This is a genomic window from Acidovorax sp. A1169, from assembly GCF_030704685.1.
Lineage (GTDB): Bacteria > Pseudomonadota > Gammaproteobacteria > Burkholderiales > Burkholderiaceae_C > Acidovorax.
Genome location: NZ_JAUZDX010000011.1, coordinates 145,712 through 162,966, shown reverse-complemented (window position 1 = coordinate 162,966; position 17,255 = coordinate 145,712). Strand labels below are relative to the sequence as shown.

Sequence of the window (17,255 nt, the reverse complement as noted above, 5' to 3'; positions counted from 1 at the left end):
GGGGGGGTGGATGCTGCGCAGGATTCGGCAGAAAAATGGTAGTGCCGCCTACGCTGTGCCATGGGCTGTTGGTTGGGCCGCCTGGTCATCCCCTGGTGCAGGCGGGTGCTGTGCCGCCAGGGCGTCCAGGGGCACAGCATATATATGGTGGGGCACGCGCAGGCCTTCGAGCAGGAAGGTGCCCATGGACTGCAGGTGCTGGGTTTCCTGGGTGCCGCTGCCACCGGCCCTTGCGCCCAGAGAGAACTGCCCACCCAGCTGCGCGGCCATGCCTTCGCCGACCAGGATGGGGTGCGCCAGGTCCATCGTCAGATCGACCAGGCGGCTGGCAATGGTGATGGTGCGGCCCATGACCGTGTGGGTGCGGCGGCTGGCCAGACCAAAGGAGCCCACCATGGCAGGGCCTGTCTCCAGACCCAGCCCCAGGCTCAGGGGCTCCAGGCCCGCAGGCGCGGGGTCGGGCAGCAGCTTGAGGGATTCCGTGAGCAGGTCGAGCGCGGCGGCAACTGCCTGCCGTGAGTGGATCTGGGCGTGCTGCTCGTCGGTGGCCGATGGCAGGGGGATGTCGTCCGCCCCATTCCACACGGCAACGACGGCATCGCCCTGGAAGGACTCGATGACGCCCCCGTGCGCCTGCACGATGCGGCTGGCGGCAGAGAAGAAGGCGTGCAACACGGCCGCAGCTTCCTCGGGCGGGCGGGCTTCGCAATAGGCCGAGAAATTGCGGATGTCTGCCAGCAGCACGCTGACCTGCCGCGTGCTGGCGCGGATGGCGCTCGATGGCGGCTGCAGCGCCAGGGCCGCCGCCACGGGTGCCGGCAGGTAGCTGGCCAGGTGCTGGTAGAGGCGGTCGCGCTCGCTGCGGCTGCGGGCGTGCTCGATGGTGCCGGCAAACACCCCCGCCAGCAGCACGAAGAGTGCGGGCAGCAGCCAGCCCACCCAGACATCGGCCAGCCACAGGGCCATGGCATGCGCAACGACCAGTGCCAGGGCAAAGGCCAGGGCCGCCAGGGGCAGCAGGTACACCGGCATGCGCAGCATGGGCGAGGGCGTGAGCGCCTGGGCATCGCGCGCAGCGCCGCCGCCCTGCCCGGCAAGCCGCACCAGCAGCCACAACAGCAGCGCGCCCAGTGCCGCAGCCACCGCCTGCAGGGGCAGCGCGGCACGCGGGGTGTAGGGCGTGTGCCCGTCCACCAGGGCGCTCAGGATCTGGGCATGCGCGAGCAACCCAGCGCTGGCACCGCTGTAGGGGGTGGCAATGGTGTCGTTCATGCCGAAGGCGCTTGCGCCCACCAGCACCCACGCGCCGGTCATGATGTCGGTCGGCACCCGGCCGGCCAGCACGTCGGCTGCAGGAATGCTCACGAAGCTGTCGGGGTGCAGGCGCCAGGCCACACGCATGTTGCCGCGCTCATCGAGAGGCAGGGCAGGCAGCGCCTGGCCGGCGCTGCCCAGGGTCCAGGGCGCGTCCCACCAGCCGCCGCGCTGCAGCAGCAGGCTGGTTTCGGAGGTGGCGCGCATCAGCGAGGCGATGGCCAGCGAGGGGTAGGACTTGCCTTGCCAGCAGATGATGGCCGGCTGGTGGCGCACCACGCCATCGTCCGCAATGCGCGGGCTGATGTGGCCGGTGCGCCCTTGCGGCATGTCCCCCAGCGCGGCCAGCGCAGGGAAGTTGGACAAATGCCCCAGGGCCTCAGAGAAGGGGGCCGGGCAACTGGCCCAGTCGAGCGCGCCCGAGGGCTGGCCCACGCGCGGAGCGGCCTGTTCGCTGAGCTGGGGCAGGCCCGTGCCGGGGCCGGATGCGCCCAGCGCAAACACCTGCGCCAGCACCGGGCGGTGCTCGGCCACGGCGGCAAGCAGCGAGGCGTCGTCGTCACGCGGGTCGGTGAAGACCACATCCAGGATCTGCTCGCGCGCGCCCAGCTGGGCGATCTGCTCGATCAGGCGCGCCTGCGTGCTGCGCGGCCAGGGCCAGGGGCCGATTTCGGCGAGCGATTTTTCGTCGATGTCGACGACGAGGACGCGGCGCTCCTCGCTCTTCTGGCCACCCAGGCGCCAGACCCAATCGCCCGCCCGCTCTTCAGCCGCCTGCAGTGCAGGACCAAAAAGCAGTGAAAGCAGCAGGCTGACAATGGCTGCAGCGGCCAGACCTGCCAGCAGAGCCCGGTGTCGTCCTGCCGGACGTCTGTCCGCTGGCGGCTGGCGTGGCGTCAATCAGCGCCCCCAGAGGGTTACGCCACTGAGCGAACCTTGGGGCAGGGTTTTCTCGAAAGCATAGGCAGCTTCGGTGCCGCTTGCATTCAGGCCGCCGGTGATGCCGGCATTGGATGCCGTGGGAGTGAACTGCCCTGTCACACCGATATTGCCCGCTGCCTGGATGTTTTGCGAGCCAACGCTCTTGCTGGCCATGTACAGGGATGTCTGGAACAGCGAGCGCCCAAAGTCCACCTGCAAGGCGCCGCCCTGCACTGCCACCGACTCGATGGCGGTTTGAGCATCCTTGTAGAACTGAGCGCTGGCATTGGCCAGGCGGAAGCTGACGATACCCTCCTGGGGCAGCTTGCCCTGGGCGTCCGGGTTCTGAAAGAGCGCATAGGATGGGTTGCCGATCACACGGTTCCAGCCCGACTTCAACGCAGTTTCGTAATCCACCACGAAGCTGTCGCCCTCGGCCCGCGAGGTCCAGGGATTGCGCGCCCATGCCAGCTGGGTCACCTGGGGTGGCTGCACGGGTGCGGGGGGCTGCACCGCCACCGGAGGAGGTGCGGGCGCAGGCGCAGGCGTCGGCGCCGGCGTCGGCGCAACCGTAACGGGAGGCTCGGGCGCAGGAGGAGGGGGTGGCGCCACGGGCGCCACCGGAGGGGTGTAGACGGCCACTTCGACCGCCTTCTGTTCGCTGGTGAGCGATTTGACGGGGGTAGGCTCGGTGCGCAGGTCGTCCAGTGCCTGGGTCTGTGACTTTTCTGTGCGTGCCGCCGTGATTTCACCGGCGCGGGCATTGCGCGTCACGGTGTCGGTGACCACCAGCAAGGGCGTCGCGTCGCGTCGGCTGTACTCGAGGATCTGGCCCTTCATGTCGTCCGACAGCAGTTTTTCATGCCCGCTGATGCAAGGGCCGACACTGGCACCGCAGCCGTTGTTGGCCAGCGGGGTGAGCGTGATGGCGCCGGTGTAGACCGATGCAGCCGTGCGTTCCATGTCGGAGCGCACGACGAAGTCCGTGCCCTTGACGCCAATGGCGGCCACGGGCGTGTTCAGACGGAAGCGCTCGCGCGCTGCCTCGCCCCAGCTGCCCGTGATCGAACGCACCACGCCTTCATCGAGGCGGAACTTGATGGCACCCAGCTGTGGCTGCTGCGCGGAATGGCTGTAGCTTTCGATATGCAGGCGGCTGGCCGGCCGCACGCTCAGGCGCCCGCCGTCCACAAAGCGCAGGTGCACATGGCCCCCGGCCTTGGTTTCGATGCGGTCGCCCACTCGCACGGCGGCGCCGCGGTCCAGGGCACGGCTGCTGCCGTCTTCCTGGAGGAGAGAGGCCGCGCCAATGACAAACGTGGCTTCGCCCACGACGGCGCCCAAGGATTGCCCGGGCGTGGAGGCATGCGCAGCGCCACCCATCCCCATCAAGGGAAAGGCAAGGCAGGCGGCGATGGGGAGCAATCGGTGGTTCATGGTGTGCCTTTCGGACAGCAGAGAATGCCTGGCGGCGCCAAAGAGGGGCGCAAGGCCAGGAAATGGCTCTGACGCTGTATTTTCGCTCATGTCTGTTTCACAGTGTGTGAGCGCGGTCACACACCACTTGCCGAAGCGCTGGCAATATGCTGGAAGCGTTGCCAGTGGTGTAATGCCGCCATGTGCTGCTTGGCGCAGCCCCGGCACACTCCTACTGGTGCATGGCGCGATCCGCAGCGGATCGACACCTCCTGGCGCCCGTTTGGCACCGTGTTTCAGCGGCTTCGTATTATCGGCTCAAGCCGCGTTTTTCCCTATCTATGCCCGTTTCCGTTCAGTTGTTGAGCCAGTTTCCTTTGCTGCAGCCGTTGGCGCGCGAAGCCCTGGAACCACTGTCGGCGCGCATGGCATTGCGCTCGTTTCCCCGCCGGGCCATGGTGATGGGCAAGGAAAACCCGACGCAGGAACTGGGTTTTCTGGTGGAAGGACGGCTGCAGGGGGTGGATTTCACCGTGGATGGCCGCAGCGTGGGCATGTACTTCGTCGACCCCGGGGACTATTTCGGCGAGCTGGCACTGGTGGATGGCAAGCCTCCGTCCGAATTCGTCATTGCGGCCGTGAAGTCCACGGTGGCGTTTCTCGATGGCGCAGCGGCGCGCGAGCTGATCCTGGGCCACCCTGCGCTGGCGCAGGCGGTGATGGCCCGGCTGGCGCAGCGGGTGCGCACGGTGATGGCGCAGCGCACGCTGCTGAGCCTTCCCAACCCGTTTCAGCGGCTTTGCGTATTGCTTTTACAATTGCCGCAGCGCCCGGTCGACGGTGTGGCCGAGGTCGCCCAGGCCCCAACCCACCAGGAGTTGGCCATCATGATCAATGCCAGCCGGGAGACGGTCACCCGCGCGTTTCAGGTGCTGTTCCTGCACAAGGTTCTGGTGCGTGAAGGCAACATCCTCAAGCTGATGCAGCCCGAGCTGATGCGCGATATCGCCGAGGGCCGGGCCGATCCGCCCAAAGCCTGACACCTCTTGCCACGGGTCTTTCCCCAGGAAACCCTGGTGGCCTTCCTCCCTGTTTTACGGTTACTGCCCCTTGAGAGTCTTGTTGTCGTATTTGTGGCCCTGGCGCCACATGTCGCTGGTGATGCAACTGGCGCGCCGCGAAGTGCATGCACGCTATCGCCAGTCGTGGCTGGGCATGGTGTGGGTGGTGCTCACCCCGCTGCTGATGCTGGGGGTGTACACCCTGGTGTTCCGCCACGTCATGCGCGTGCGCTGGTATGGGGTGGATGAGGGCAACATGGCCTTCGCACTGCGCATCTACGCCGGGCTGGCGGTCTTCGGCTTTTTTGCCGAGTGCGTGAACCGCGCGCCCAATCTGGTGCTGGAGCAGCCCCATCTGGTCAAGAAGGTGGTGTTTCCGCTGGAGATCATGCCCTGGGTGAATGCGGTCAGCGCATCCGTGGGGCTGGGGGTGTCTGCGCTGCTGCTGGTCGGCCTGGCATTGCTCAGCGGCCACGGGCTTTCCGTCACCATGCTGGCGCTGCCGCTGGTCTGGCTGCCCTTGCTGCCGCTGGTGCTGGGCCTGGGCTGGTTTCTGGCCGGGGTGGGCACTTACGTGCGCGATGTGGGGCAGTTGCTGGGCATGGTGGTGGCTGCACTGATGTTCCTGAGCCCCATCTTCTTTCCGGTGGAGGCCCTGCCCGAGGCGGTTCGCCCCTGGCTGCTGCTGAACCCGCTGGCCTGGATCATGACGGGAACGCGCGAGGTGCTGCTGCATGGCCGCTGGCCCGACTGGCAGGCCCTGGCGCTGCTGCTGGTGGCCTGCACGGCCATCGCCGCTGCGGGCGCCGCTTTCTTCCACAAGGTTCGCACGGGGTTCTCCGATGTCGTTTGATACCCCCGCAGACACCGCCCAGGCGCTGGCCATCGAGGCCCGTGGCGTGGGCAAGCGCTTTTCGCTGTTCGAGCAACCCAGCGACCGGCTCAAGCAATTGCTCTGGGGCCGCTACAAGCAGTACAGCCGCGATTTCTGGGCCTTGCAGGACGTGAGCTTCGACATCCGCCGCGGCGAGGTGGTCGGACTGGTGGGCCGCAATGGCGCCGGCAAGTCCACCTTGCTGCAGATGGTGTGCGGCACGCTGGCACCGACCAATGGCACGCTGGCAGTGCGTGGGCGCGTGGCGGCCCTGCTGGAGCTGGGGGCAGGCTTCAGCCCCGATTTCAGCGGGCTGGAAAACGTGTACATGAACGCCGCCATCCTGGGCATGGCGCGCGCGCAGGTGGACGAGCGGCTGGACGGCATCCTGGCGTTTGCCGACATCGGCCAGTTCATCCACCAGCCGGTCAAGACCTACTCCAGCGGCATGTTCGTGCGCCTGGCGTTTGCCGTGGCCACCAGCGTGGACCCGGACATCCTGGTGATCGACGAAGCCCTGTCGGTGGGCGATGGCGCGTTTGCGCGCAAGTCGTTCGACCGCATCATGGACATGAAGGACCGGGGGGCGACCATCCTGTTCTGTTCCCACTCCATGTACCACGTACAGGCACTGTGCTCGCGCGCGCTCTGGCTCGAAAGCGGACGCATGCGCATGTGGGACGAGGCACCCAAGGTGACTGCAGCGTACGAGACGTCGCTGGTGATGGAAGACGCGCCCAACAGGGAGGCAGACGCCAGGCCGGCCCCTGCGGATGCAGGCACGAATGTGGCGACAGACGCCTTCGAGGCCGACTCCGTGGCCCACGGTGCCAGGGTGCGCAAGGCGCCCGATGGCACGGCCGTGATCACCGATATCCAGGCGCTGGCCGATGGCGTGGCCGGGCGTGAACTGGCCATCCACTCCGGCCGTACGACGCTGGAACTGCGCGTGCAGTTCGACAGTGACCCGGCCCTGCCGTGCCCATCGGTGGCCATCGGCATTGCCCATGCCAACGGCACGGTAGTTGCCAGCGCGGGCAGCGCCAACGATGGTGTCGATCTGTCGCGCGACGCCTCCGGCTCTGGCACGGGCTACCTCACGCTGCCTCGCCTGCCGCTGCTTCAGGGGGACTACACGATCTCGGTGATCCTGGCATGCGAACGCGGCCTGCACCCCTATGAGATCGTTGAGCGCGCCATCACGCTGCGCGTGGTGCAGACCGGGCTGGAACAAGGGCTGGTGAGCCTGCCGCGCCAGTGGAACGCCAAGGTGCCCACATGAGCGCAAGATTCCGCATCGAAGGCAGCCTGATCGCACTCCCGATGGTTTACCGGAGCGGATAAGGATTTTCGCTAAAGTTGGCCTTTTGGGGTCCTGCGTGCGCTTGGGACACCCTCTGCGCTGATTTCCACAATGATGGACTTATGCTTGGACAACGGTTCCACGCCATTTCTAACACCGAATTTTATGCAGAACGAACGCGAAGTTTCAGGTTTTTATTCACAGATCCGCGACTATTGGATCGCCTTGGGCAGCAAGGGCAGCGCACCGCCGACCATGATGCTCAACTTTGGCTATTGGCCCCAGGGAGTGGAGCATTTGTACGAGGCGCAGCAGTCCCTGGTGCGCCGCGTCGTGGAATGCATCGCGCCTTGCCCGGATGGCGCACTGGGTGTGGAAGTGGGCTGTGGCATCGGCGGGATCAGCATCAATGTCCTGCAGCAACTGCCGCATGTGCGCATGACGGGGGTGGATATTTCCGAGGACCAATTGGAGATTGCCAGGGCCAATGCGCAGGCCCGTGGCGTCCAGGACCGTTTTCACGCCCAACAGGGCGATTCCATGGCGCTGCCGCTGCCAAGCAACGCCTTCGATTTCGGGCTCTGCATCGAATCGTCGTTCCACTACGACAACAAGCCCCTGTTCTTCAGTGAGTTGTTCCGGGCCTTGCGGCCGGGAAGCACCGCTGTGGTGGCAGACATCACGTGTTCGCGCGTGGACGGCGTGCAGTTTCGCAAGGGCAATTATTTCGAGAGCCCCGCTACCTATCACCAGCTCATCCGCGACACCGGATTCGAGCTGGTGTCGAGCGAGGATATCGGTCCGGTGGTGTATGCCCCCTTGTACCAACATATCCAGAATTTCAACGCGGGGCAACGCAACCGCGATCGAATCGCCAAATACTGGTCGCTCGTATTGAACAACTACCGCGAGCTCGCCAGTGAGGGCGACATGGGCTACTACATCTTCACGTTGAAAAAGCCGGACGCCCCGGCACTGAACAATTGAAACGCTTCCCGCGCTGGCTGGCTTTGGGCGTAGCGCGGTTGGACTACGGCCTGGCCCTGCCCCTGCTGGCAAGCCTGCCAAGATGGCTGGCTCGCCCCCTGTGGATTTTGCGCGGGTGTGTCAACTATGCAATGGACTGGGACTGGCGCACGCTGTCTCTGGGACACGGCTACGTGCGCGAGGCCACACAGTACGCCATGGCGCAGCTGCGCGCGCAGGCCGGCACACGCACTTTGCCACGCAGGCTGACGTTGAGGCGCTTTGTGTGCATGTCGCGCGAAGAGGTCGAAGCCGCCAGGCTCCCGCACCTGGACAGAACCACCATCCAGGCCCGCATTGCCGGCCTGGAACACTTGCTCAGGGCCCGCGACCTCCAACAGGGCGTGGTGCTCTTGACGGCACACTTCGACAGTCTTTATGTGGGGCTTGCGGCCTTGGCGCAAGCGGGGCTGCGGGTCAACCTGATGTCCACCAGGCTGACGAACGATGCGATGGTGCCGCCAGCCATCAGTCGCCACTTTGTCACCAAGATTGCGGCGCTGAATCGGTTGCTGGCACCCGGACAGGTGATCCATGTCGAGGAGAACATGCGCTTCTTCGTGAGCGCCCTGCGCCGGGGAGAGATCGTCGTCATTGCCTGCGATGGCCCTTCCACCTCGCAGGACCGGTCACAGCCGGTGGACTTTCTGGGTGCACGCAGGCTGATGGCCTCTGGCCCGCAGTTTCTGGCCCGTGCCGGGAATGCGCCGCTGGCGCTTTACACTTGCCAGGAGGGTCCGGGTGGGCAGTTTGCAGTGGAGATCACTGAACCGGCATCCCTTGAAGAGGGAGGCCTGCAACGCGCCTACACGGCGCTGGAAGGCCACTTGCTGGCACACCCGTGGCAATGGTGGGCCGCCGACCTTTACCGCACCTACGTTGGTGCCGACGCACCGACCCGCGCTTCATGATTTCTGATGTTCTGCTTGTCAGCGCCGGGCCCAGCTTCAATCCTGTGCAGCAGCGGCATTTGCTGGCTTCGTTGTGCATGGCTGCTGGCATGGGCGTGCTCGCAACACTCCAAGAAATCGCAGGGCGTGCCATCACGCTGCGCTCAGTGGGAAAGGAGCTCGCACAGGGACCCGCCAGGCTGCAGCGCCACAAGTTGTCCAGGGTCACCCCATGAACGCAAGATCCTGGTATGCAGTCAACCTTGGCGCGACCGAGGCGCCGGAGGTACGCGCCTTGTTCACCCAGGTCTTCGGCCAGCCCATGAGCGAGGCCCTGTGGCAATGGAGGTATGGGGATGGCCGGGGCTTGGCCACCGGTACGCGCGATGCCGACGGTACACTGATCGCGCACTACGGCAGCACGGTGCGCACTGTACTGTGGGACGGACAGGAGCATCCAGCACTGCAGATGGGCGATGCGATGGTGGTGGAAAAGGCCCGGGGCGTTCTGTCGCGCAACGGTGCCTTCGCCACCGCAGCCCGGTCCTTGCTGGAGCAACAGTTGTGGTCACAGCCGCGGTTTGCCGTAGGCTTTGGCTTTCCCCACCAGCGCGCCGGCCGCCTGGGTGAGGCGCTGGGCATGTACGAGATGGTGGGAGAGATAAGGTCCCTGGAGTGGCAATGTCAGCCACTACCGGCCGAGGACCATTCATTCATTCGCCGATGGGCGACGGCACCGCTGGACTGGACCGATCCACAGACGAACACGTTGCTGGACAGCCTGTGGAGCGATCTGCGCAACGACGCCCAGGGCTTTGTGCTCCCCCAACGGGATGCCCAGTGGTGGCGCCACCGTTTTGCCAACCATCCGGACGCCCCATACAGGGGTTGGTGGGTGCGCAGCCGGTTCACGCGACGCATCCTGGGTGCTGTGGTGCTGCGTCCGGGAACAGCATCCTGGGAGCTGATGGACTGGCTGGGGCCTACGCGCCAGATGGGCACTTTGCTCCTAGTGGCGCGCGCCCTGGCCGCGTCTGCTGGCGCCAGCAAGATGACCGGCTGGTTTAGCGGACCGCTGGCCCAGCGCATCCATGCCTTGGATGGTAGCCCCCCCGCCAACGACCAACTGGCCTGCCAGTACTGCGTGAACCAGCGCATGGCTACCGGATCGCAGGCCACGCGCACGCAGCCCTGGTGGCTGACCAGCGGCGACACAGATTTTCGCTGACCATGCCTGCCACGCAACCGTCCCGCTGGAGCTCAGGGCCCAAGCACCTGAATGCGGCTGGCCCGTCCCGGGCATGGCCAAGCTTCCCGTCGAGCTGGCCTACCTGCTGGCCCGGTGGCGCGAATGCACGCCAGAAGTCGGCATTCGATTGCCTTGTCCGGGTGGTGGATCCCCAGCTGGACACGGCGGCGGGCTACACCAGCGGCCTTGCCTTCATCGAGAAGCACATCTGGCTGAACTCCCGCCGCTGTCGGGCATCCCATCTGCCGCTGATGTACTCTGAGTGCTGAATTGCCATTGACCATGACCGACTTCGCCAACGACCTTCTTTTTGTGAGCTGCGTCAGCCACTGGGACGTGGCCCGCGAGCGCCTGCTGGCTTCGCCCTGTCTGCAGCCTGGCGAACGCCCATTGTGGCTGCGCTGGAATGCCAGCTCTGCAGCGCAGGCCTTCAACGACGTGATGGACACCCAGCCGGCCCAGCGCTGGATCGTATGGGTGCACCAGGATGTGTTTCTGCCCGAAGGCTGGGACGCCCTGTTCAACCAGGCTATCGCGCAGGCCGAGCAGCAACTGGGCCCCCTGGCCATCGTGGGCACCTACGGCGTGCAGGGCGCCGGCGTGCAGGCGGCCCATGCGGGCCATGTGCTGGACCGAGGCCAGGTTCTGCGGGGCCCCTTGCCCCTGCCCTGCCTGGTGGACAGCCTGGACGAACTGCTGGTGGCCGTGCGCAGCGACAGCGGCTTGCGCATGGACCCGGCGCTGGGGTGGGATTTCTACGCCACCGACCTGGTGCTGCAAGCCCAGGCCGCAGGCTTGCAGGCCGCCGCTGTGGATGCGTTTTGCGAGCACTGGTCGAGCACCCCGCAGCACCCGCCCCTGCCCCGCCCAACGGCACAGCGCATCGCGCGCAGCGGGGCAGCGTTCGAGGCGAAGTGGGAGCAGAAATTCCCCCTCACGACGACCTGTGTGGCCATCCACCGGCGCGGGGACGTGCGCGCCCTGGCGCAGTCGATGCTCGCGGCAGACGCGCAGCCCCTGGAACAGGACGCACCATGACGCCGATCGCACGGGTCATTGTCTCCACCGCATCGAGCCCGCTGTCGTCGGAGGAATTCCGCCATGGCTGGGACCAGTTGCACCGCGTGCTGCCACCACCCACCGTGTGGCTGGAGACGCCCGCGCTGGCCAGCCCGCAGGCATGGCACCAGGCCTTGGACCAGGCACCGGCGGCAGCACCGCTGGATGGGAACGCCCGCGTGCTGCTGCTGCGCCATGGCCACGCCATGATCGGCCCCGATGTGCTGGAGCGGCTGGGACGGGCGCTTGACGACGCGCAAGATGCGCCCACGGCGGTGCACGCTTTCGACCCGGGCTTTCCCCCGGCCCTGGCACCCGACTACTGCACGGTGCGCGGCATGGAGCGCTACCTGGAGCAACTGGGTGCCCGAGAGCTCCCCCTCATCCCCGACAGTGGCCAGCATGTACCGCTGGTGACGCTGACCACGGTGGCCGCCGTGCGCGCCGGCACCGTGCGCAGCCACGCCCATTGGGTACCCGGCGCCTTCGTGCACGACTTTGCCAGCTACCACCAGGCGCGGCGGGAGGACATGCTGCCCCTGATGCCTGCCGGCGTGGCCCGTGTGCTGGATGTGGGTGGCGGTGAAGGCGGCTTCCTGCAGGCCATCAAGGAACTGCGCGGCTGCGAGACCCACCTGGCCGAGTATTCGCAAGAGGCCTGCCGCACCGCACGCACCCAGGTGGACCATGTGTGGCAGGGCGACTTTCTCACGCAGCCGTTCGCCGGGCTCCCGGGGCAAGGCCAGGGCGCGTTCGACTGCATCAGTTTTCTGGACGTGCTGGAACATGCCAACGACCCGCACGCCTGGCTGGCCAGGGCCCGGGGCCTGCTGGCGCCGGGCGGATCGGTGCTCATCTCCATCCCCAATGTGGGCCACTGGGGCGTGATTGCCGACCTGATCGAGGGGCGTTGGGACTACTGCCCGCTGGGCATTCACTGCGTCACCCATGTCCGCTTCTTCACCTGGAAGACCCTGCAGGACTTGCTGACCAGCGCAGGGTTTGCGGTGGATCACCTGGAACGCGTCCAGGTACCCGCCCCCGCAGACTGGGCCAGCCATTGGGCGCAAACCCCGCGCCTAAAAGCGGATCCGGCGAGTTGGAATACTTACGCCTTCCTGGTGCGAGCCACCCCGCTCAAGGAGGCTCCATGGGCTTGAGCTGCTGCGCTGTTCTGGTGAACTACCGGGATGCCGCCGAGATTGCGGCGGCAGTGGCGTCGGTGCTGGCGGATGCGCCGGGCATCGAGGTGCGCGTGGTCGACAACAGCGATGACGATGCCGAATGGGCCTTGCTGCGATCACTGCTCCCGCAGGCAGTGCACTGCCATCGCGCCGAGGGGAACATCGGATTCGGCCGGGGCTGCAATCTGGCCGTGCGTGCTTCTTCCGCTGACTGCTTCTTCCTGGTGAATCCCGATGTGCGCCTTGTCAAGGGCTGCACGGGGATCCTGCTCGATGCGCTGGCCCAGGACATCACGCTGGGGGCGATCGCCCCTCGCCAGTTTCTTGATACGGCCCTGCAGTGGCGTCTGCCGCCCAGCTGGCTGCCCACGGCCGTGCGCGCATGGGCCACCGAGCGCGCACGCAGGGAGCCACCCATCCGGGATCGGGTCCGCCACGCCACGGGGGCTGAGGCCTTGCGCTACTGGCAAGCCCGCCATGCACCGCTGCGCCAGCGGGCGCTGTCCGGTGGCGCGGTCATGGTGCACCGCCGTGCACTGGACGCAGACGGAGACCTGTTCGACCCGCGTTTCTTCATGTACTTCGAGGACTCCGATCTCTGCCTGCGCTTGCGCCGCCAGGGCTTGGGCATGGCCATGGCGCCTGAAGCGCAGGCCATCCACGCCTGGCGCAACGCCCCCCACAAGCAGGGCCTGATGGAAGCCGGCGCAGCCATCTACTTTGCCAAACACCATGCCGATGACGGCTGGCTGCACAAGGCCCACCGGCTGCAGCAGGTACCGCCCGGACCGCTGGGGGACATCAACCAGCCAAGCCAGCGGACCCTCGAAGGCATCGAGCTGGAGGTGCCCGCACCCCTCCAGACAGGCTGGGTGCTGGAGCTCAGCCCCGATCCTTTGCGGCAGATCTGTGTCGGGTACCTGGGAACCGGGGCACGGGCATCGGCCTCTTACCAGACGCTGGAGCACTTCGGCTCCGGCACCGTGTTTGTGCGCTTGCGCAGCAGCCAGGTGGACGACCGCGATGGACTCGAAGTGATGGCCATGTTGGAGCCACCCCATACCGCCCCACGGGAGACAGGAACAGGTTCCACAGGCTGAACGGAACGCCGCTGGCCCGGGACCTGACACATCCTGTAGCGCGATGTGCACCCGCCACTCTGCGAAAATCACACCCGACAGGACGCGCAGCCATGCCGCCGCATGCCCCCTTGCCACCCGACGCCTCCATGCACTGACCGCCCCATCGGGCTGTGCCAGCAGCACGTTTCTCCGCCAGGCTTGCCCGGCATTTCGACTTCTTGGGAGTGAGTACATGTCTACTCTTGGTTTCCTTTCACCCCCGCCGGACAAACCGTCGCCAAGCGCCATGGCTATGCATTTGGCAATGGCCATCGCCGGCATCGCCCTGGCCGGGCAAGCACTGGCGCAGGCCGCCCCCCAGGGTACCGCTCCTGGCGCGCTCGCGCGCCCAGGCACTGCGGTGGCTGCACCCTCGCCCGCAACTGCGCCTCCAGCGGCCACCTCCATCCAGGCGGGGGGCGCCAACCCCTTCGACGCCCAGCGCAAGGCATGGCCGGATCGCGTCCCACCCGTCCCACCGCCGCCACCACCGCCTCCTCCCGCCGTGGTGACCGACCAGGATCTGCAGCTGTACGGGGTGGTGATTGCGGGCAGCGTCAAGATGGCCAATGTGCGCCTCGGCCCGCGCTTTGCCAGCGCGGCCACGGAGGGGCGCCCCTTCTCGACCTTCCGCGAGGGGCAGGCACTGGGCGAGTTCACACTGGCACAGGTCCACCCCACCCACGTGGTGCTGTCAGCACCCGGCGGACAGCAGAGCATCTATTTCACCAAGAAGACGGACAGGGCCGCCGGCACAGGGGCACCCGCCCCCGTAGCGCAGGGCCAATCGCCCGTTCAGGGCGCTACGCCGGTGGCGCAGACGCCTGCCGGGGATCCCGCCACCACGCAGGCAGCCGCCACAGCGGTCGTGCCCCCAGCCGGGGCCAATGCCGGGCAGGCGGCCCAGCAGCAGGCAGCGGCAACCCCTGACGCCGCCCCTGCGGCCGCCAACTCACCGAACGCAGCCAACACGGTGTTCAACAGCCTGTCCGAGGCACTGAATGCTGCACGCAACAATGCCAACATGCAGCAGAACCAGGGTGCCAACCCTTTCCAGGTTCCCAGCGCACCCCGGCAATAAGACCCGCCCGGGAGGCTGCGCGGCACAAGGCATGGAAGCGAAACGCCCCACAGCCGAGGAACCGGTTTGTCGGACGTTGCAGTCGATGCTCCGTCTGCCTCGACGCCTTCTGGCCCTGGCGCTGTGCGCGAGATTGGCGGCAGTGGTGGAGAGGCAGCAAAGGCATGCCCAATCCATCTGACCCGCAGCGTGCTCGCTCCATGAAATGAAAAAAGGCCCCTAGGGACCTTTTTCGCGTCTGCGCAAAGCGCTTGCTGGTGCTTACCAGATCTTGCCCTTGTTGACGAAGGAACCGTTGCTGTTCTTGAAGCCGAAATAGATTTCGACGTTGAAAGCGCGCAGGTCTTCCACCATCAGGTCCATGCTGGGTGTGAACTTGAGGGTGCCCGCATTGGTGATCTGGCTGGAGTACGCAACGGTTTCAGGGTTGGGCAGCCCCAACTGAACCCAGCTGTCGACCTTGCGGAAGAACCACACATCCGTCGTGAAGAACAAGCCATTGGCTGGAATGCGTGCCGCGATCCACACACTGGTCTTCTCGCTGGCAGCGACGTCGGCACTGGTCTGCGTCAACGTGATATCCAGCTTCAAAGGCTGGCCGGCTGTGGACACCACGTTGGTGGTCACCGATCCAGGCGTCGTAGGCGTGGTCGGTGTGGTGGGGATGGTCGGAATCGTCGGCGTGGTAGGCGTGGTAGGCGTCGTCGGCGTAGTAGGCGTAGTAGGCGTCGTCGGCGACGCAGTGTCCACGGGATCCGGGAAGGGGCTGGTCGTCCAGGAGATCTTGGCGTAGCCGGCCGCGTACTTGGGCATGTCGACGTCCAGGGCGCCCTGGTAGTCGTAGAGCGCGGCGCCGCTCAGCTGGCGCACGTAGAGCCACTTGCCCTGGTCGGTGCTGCTGCGCTTGGCATCGAGCTGGCCGCCCACGAAGCGCAGGGTGCCGCCACCGTCGTGCACTACGAAATGGTCGACGTCTTCGTTGACCAGGCGTGTGAACGAGGAGTCGATGCGTTCGCCGGTCTGCGCGGCCTGGTACTCTGCGCCGCTCAGGGGAGCGACACGGGTCGGCTCCTTGCCATAGCGCAGCACGAAGGCCGACTGGGTGGTTTGGGCCGCATAGCCCGAGAACAGGAACGAACGCGTACCTGCGGGAATGAAGATCTTGAATTCCTGGTTCTGCATCTGGAAGCCAGTAAACTCAGGCAGGGAGAGGGAGCCACCGCCAGGGAAGGCGCAGCCGCCGGTGCCGAACCCGATGGCGCAACCCGTCACGCCGGTAGGCGCGTATTGCTCCTTGAAGCCAACCTTGGTGTCAAAGGTGTAGCTGGTACCGCCGACTGGCAGGGCCAGGGCAATTCTGTGTGCTGACTGGTGCATCGAAACAAAGTTTGCAGCCTGTGCAAACGTGCTCATTGCAGCCAAAAAAATAACAATTAGATACCGCATTGCATCCGCCCAAAAAAAAAAGGCCGCGAGCTCTCGCCGGCGGCCTTTTTACTAAAGTCGCAACTTCTTAGTTAGAAGGAGCGTAGTGCCACGTGACTTCTGGGCCAATCGTGTTGATGTAGGTAACAACGCCAGGACCGCCCGACTTGCCCAGGTTCACAGAAGGAGCCGAGGTTTGGCCAACGGAGACCGTTGGGTTTGCGTAGCGAACGTTAGCCCAGCCAGCGGTGAACGTGCCCACGCTGATCTGGCTACCGAAGGCCAGCCAGTCGTGTTCGAACACGCTGGTCGACGATGCTGGTGGCAGAGGCGAGATGTTGAACGTTGGACCGGCGATGGTGTTTTCGCTGTAATCGAACACGTCAGCAGCGATCTGAACCTTCTGTTGGAAGGGGTACTGGCCGCTGATGACGTTACGGTACGTCAGCTTCGTGGGGAACGTGAAGGACACCAGCGAAGATTGCGTACCGCCGACCACGTAAGGCACGACGAACGAGGTCTTCCACAGTGCGTCTTCGATGTCAGCAACGGTAGCTTGCGAACGTGGAGCGCCCAGGCTGGAGTCAACACCGATGTTTTGCTTGATGCGGTTGTTGTAGTCAGCCAGTGCCAGGGTAGGCAGCGAAGCGTTCTGACCGTTCAGCGTGTTCGAGATGGTCAGGAAACCGGCCAGCACGTTAGGCGTGTTGGTGTCGGCGACCACAGCTGGAGCTGCGTCAAATGCGGCCTTAATGGCAGCCTTGGCAACGCCAGGACGGTTAGGAGCGAGGTCGAATGCTTGCGATTCGATGATCGTGATGTAACCGATGTTGGTCAGTGGCGAGCGGCCTTCGCCAGCACCGCTCACGATCACTGCTGGGGTAGCAGCGGATGCGAAGGTGTTGGAGTTAGGCAGCAGGATCGAGTCGTCGCTGGACGTCACAACCGAACGCGTCGTTTGGCCGTTGGCGGCAGCGGCTTGGCTTGCCAGGGTACCGACCCACACGTCGCCAGGCGACAGGTAGATCAAGAAGTCCAGACGTTCTTCGGAGCGCTCGTTGTCGTGAATCACGACCTTGGCGACGACGGATTGCGTCAGGCTAGTGTTGATAACCTTCAACTCACTTTGCCATCCCCCACCGATGAAATACGAGGGAGCGACCAGCAAATCACCCAAACCAGCGTGATTCACGGTCACAGCGTTTGCAGCACCAGCAGCGAGCATGGCGCCCATTGCTACAGCAAGAAGTTTCTTCTTCATCACAGATTTCTCCATAAAAATTAAAAAAAGCACCTGAGCAAGCCCACACTCATAGCTTTACAAGTTTACA

Annotated in this window: 14 protein-coding genes; 10 read left to right on the top strand and 4 right to left on the bottom strand. The window is 65.4% G+C overall.

Going from position 1 to position 17,255, the window contains the following annotated elements:
• Nucleotides 1–48 precede the first annotated feature (48 nt).
• Together QYL93_RS18820 and QYL93_RS18815 are read right to left on the bottom strand one after the other, a co-directional pair.
• Complete coding sequence (locus QYL93_RS18820) at nucleotides 49–2,214, bottom strand: CHASE2 domain-containing protein (protein ID WP_305745071.1); 2,166 nt, start codon at nucleotides 2,212–2,214, stop codon at nucleotides 49–51.
• Nucleotides 2,215–3,672: a FecR family protein gene (locus QYL93_RS18815; protein ID WP_305745070.1), complete on the bottom strand. Its 1,458-nt coding sequence runs from the start codon at nucleotides 3,670–3,672 to the stop codon at nucleotides 2,215–2,217. It lies immediately after the preceding gene.
• Nucleotides 3,673–3,992: 320 nt separating this feature from the next.
• Between QYL93_RS18815 and QYL93_RS18810 the strand changes: the two genes are divergently transcribed.
• The 10 genes from QYL93_RS18810 to QYL93_RS18765 all read left to right on the top strand — a co-directional run bounded on the left by QYL93_RS18810 (nucleotide 3,993) and on the right by QYL93_RS18765 (nucleotide 14,499).
• Entirely contained in the window at nucleotides 3,993–4,691 is a 699-nt protein-coding gene (locus tag QYL93_RS18810) for a Crp/Fnr family transcriptional regulator (protein ID WP_162261372.1), read from the top strand.
• A gap of 109 nt (nucleotides 4,692–4,800) precedes the next feature.
• Nucleotides 4,801–5,565: an ABC transporter permease gene (locus tag QYL93_RS18805; protein WP_305745069.1), complete on the top strand. Its 765-nt coding sequence runs from the start codon at nucleotides 4,801–4,803 to the stop codon at nucleotides 5,563–5,565.
• Nucleotides 5,555–6,868 carry an ABC transporter ATP-binding protein gene (locus QYL93_RS18800; RefSeq protein WP_305745068.1) on the top strand — a complete coding sequence of 438 codons (1,314 nt, stop codon included), beginning with the start codon at nucleotides 5,555–5,557 and terminating at the stop codon, nucleotides 6,866–6,868. The genes QYL93_RS18805 and QYL93_RS18800 overlap by 11 nt, the downstream gene beginning before the upstream one ends.
• Before the next feature lie 147 nt (nucleotides 6,869–7,015).
• Nucleotides 7,016–7,876, top strand: a complete 861-nt coding sequence (locus tag QYL93_RS18795; RefSeq protein WP_305745067.1) for a cyclopropane-fatty-acyl-phospholipid synthase family protein — start codon at nucleotides 7,016–7,018, stop codon at nucleotides 7,874–7,876.
• Nucleotides 7,873–8,826 carry a lysophospholipid acyltransferase family protein gene (locus QYL93_RS18790; RefSeq protein ID WP_305745066.1) on the top strand — a complete coding sequence of 318 codons (954 nt, stop codon included), beginning with the start codon at nucleotides 7,873–7,875 and terminating at the stop codon, nucleotides 8,824–8,826. Before QYL93_RS18795 ends, QYL93_RS18790 begins: the two co-directional genes overlap by 4 nt.
• A gap of 211 nt (nucleotides 8,827–9,037) precedes the next feature.
• The gene (locus QYL93_RS18785) at nucleotides 9,038–10,033 is read left to right on the top strand and encodes a GNAT family N-acetyltransferase (RefSeq protein ID WP_305745065.1); all 996 of its coding nucleotides are present in this window, start codon (nucleotides 9,038–9,040) and stop codon (nucleotides 10,031–10,033) included.
• A gap of 303 nt (nucleotides 10,034–10,336) precedes the next feature.
• On the top strand, nucleotides 10,337–11,092 hold the full coding sequence (locus QYL93_RS18780) for a hypothetical protein (protein ID WP_305745064.1): 756 nt from the start codon (nucleotides 10,337–10,339) through the stop codon (nucleotides 11,090–11,092).
• Complete coding sequence (locus QYL93_RS18775) at nucleotides 11,089–12,273, top strand: bifunctional 2-polyprenyl-6-hydroxyphenol methylase/3-demethylubiquinol 3-O-methyltransferase UbiG (protein ID WP_305745063.1); 1,185 nt, start codon at nucleotides 11,089–11,091, stop codon at nucleotides 12,271–12,273. The genes QYL93_RS18780 and QYL93_RS18775 overlap by 4 nt, the downstream gene beginning before the upstream one ends.
• Nucleotides 12,264–13,397, top strand: a complete 1,134-nt coding sequence (locus tag QYL93_RS18770; RefSeq protein WP_305745062.1) for a glycosyltransferase — start codon at nucleotides 12,264–12,266, stop codon at nucleotides 13,395–13,397. Before QYL93_RS18775 ends, QYL93_RS18770 begins: the two co-directional genes overlap by 10 nt.
• 268 nt (nucleotides 13,398–13,665) lie before the next feature.
• A complete protein-coding gene (locus QYL93_RS18765; protein WP_305745061.1) occupies nucleotides 13,666–14,499 on the top strand; it encodes a hypothetical protein in 834 nt (277 codons plus the stop codon).
• A gap of 261 nt (nucleotides 14,500–14,760) precedes the next feature.
• Here QYL93_RS18765 and QYL93_RS18760 read toward each other — a convergent pair whose 3' ends face one another.
• Nucleotides 14,761–15,876: a hypothetical protein gene (locus QYL93_RS18760; RefSeq protein ID WP_305745060.1), complete on the bottom strand. Its 1,116-nt coding sequence runs from the start codon at nucleotides 15,874–15,876 to the stop codon at nucleotides 14,761–14,763.
• 136 nt (nucleotides 15,877–16,012) lie between these two features.
• The gene (locus QYL93_RS18755) at nucleotides 16,013–17,185 is read right to left on the bottom strand and encodes a hypothetical protein (protein WP_179682165.1); all 1,173 of its coding nucleotides are present in this window, start codon (nucleotides 17,183–17,185) and stop codon (nucleotides 16,013–16,015) included.
• Nucleotides 17,186–17,255 lie beyond the last annotated feature (70 nt).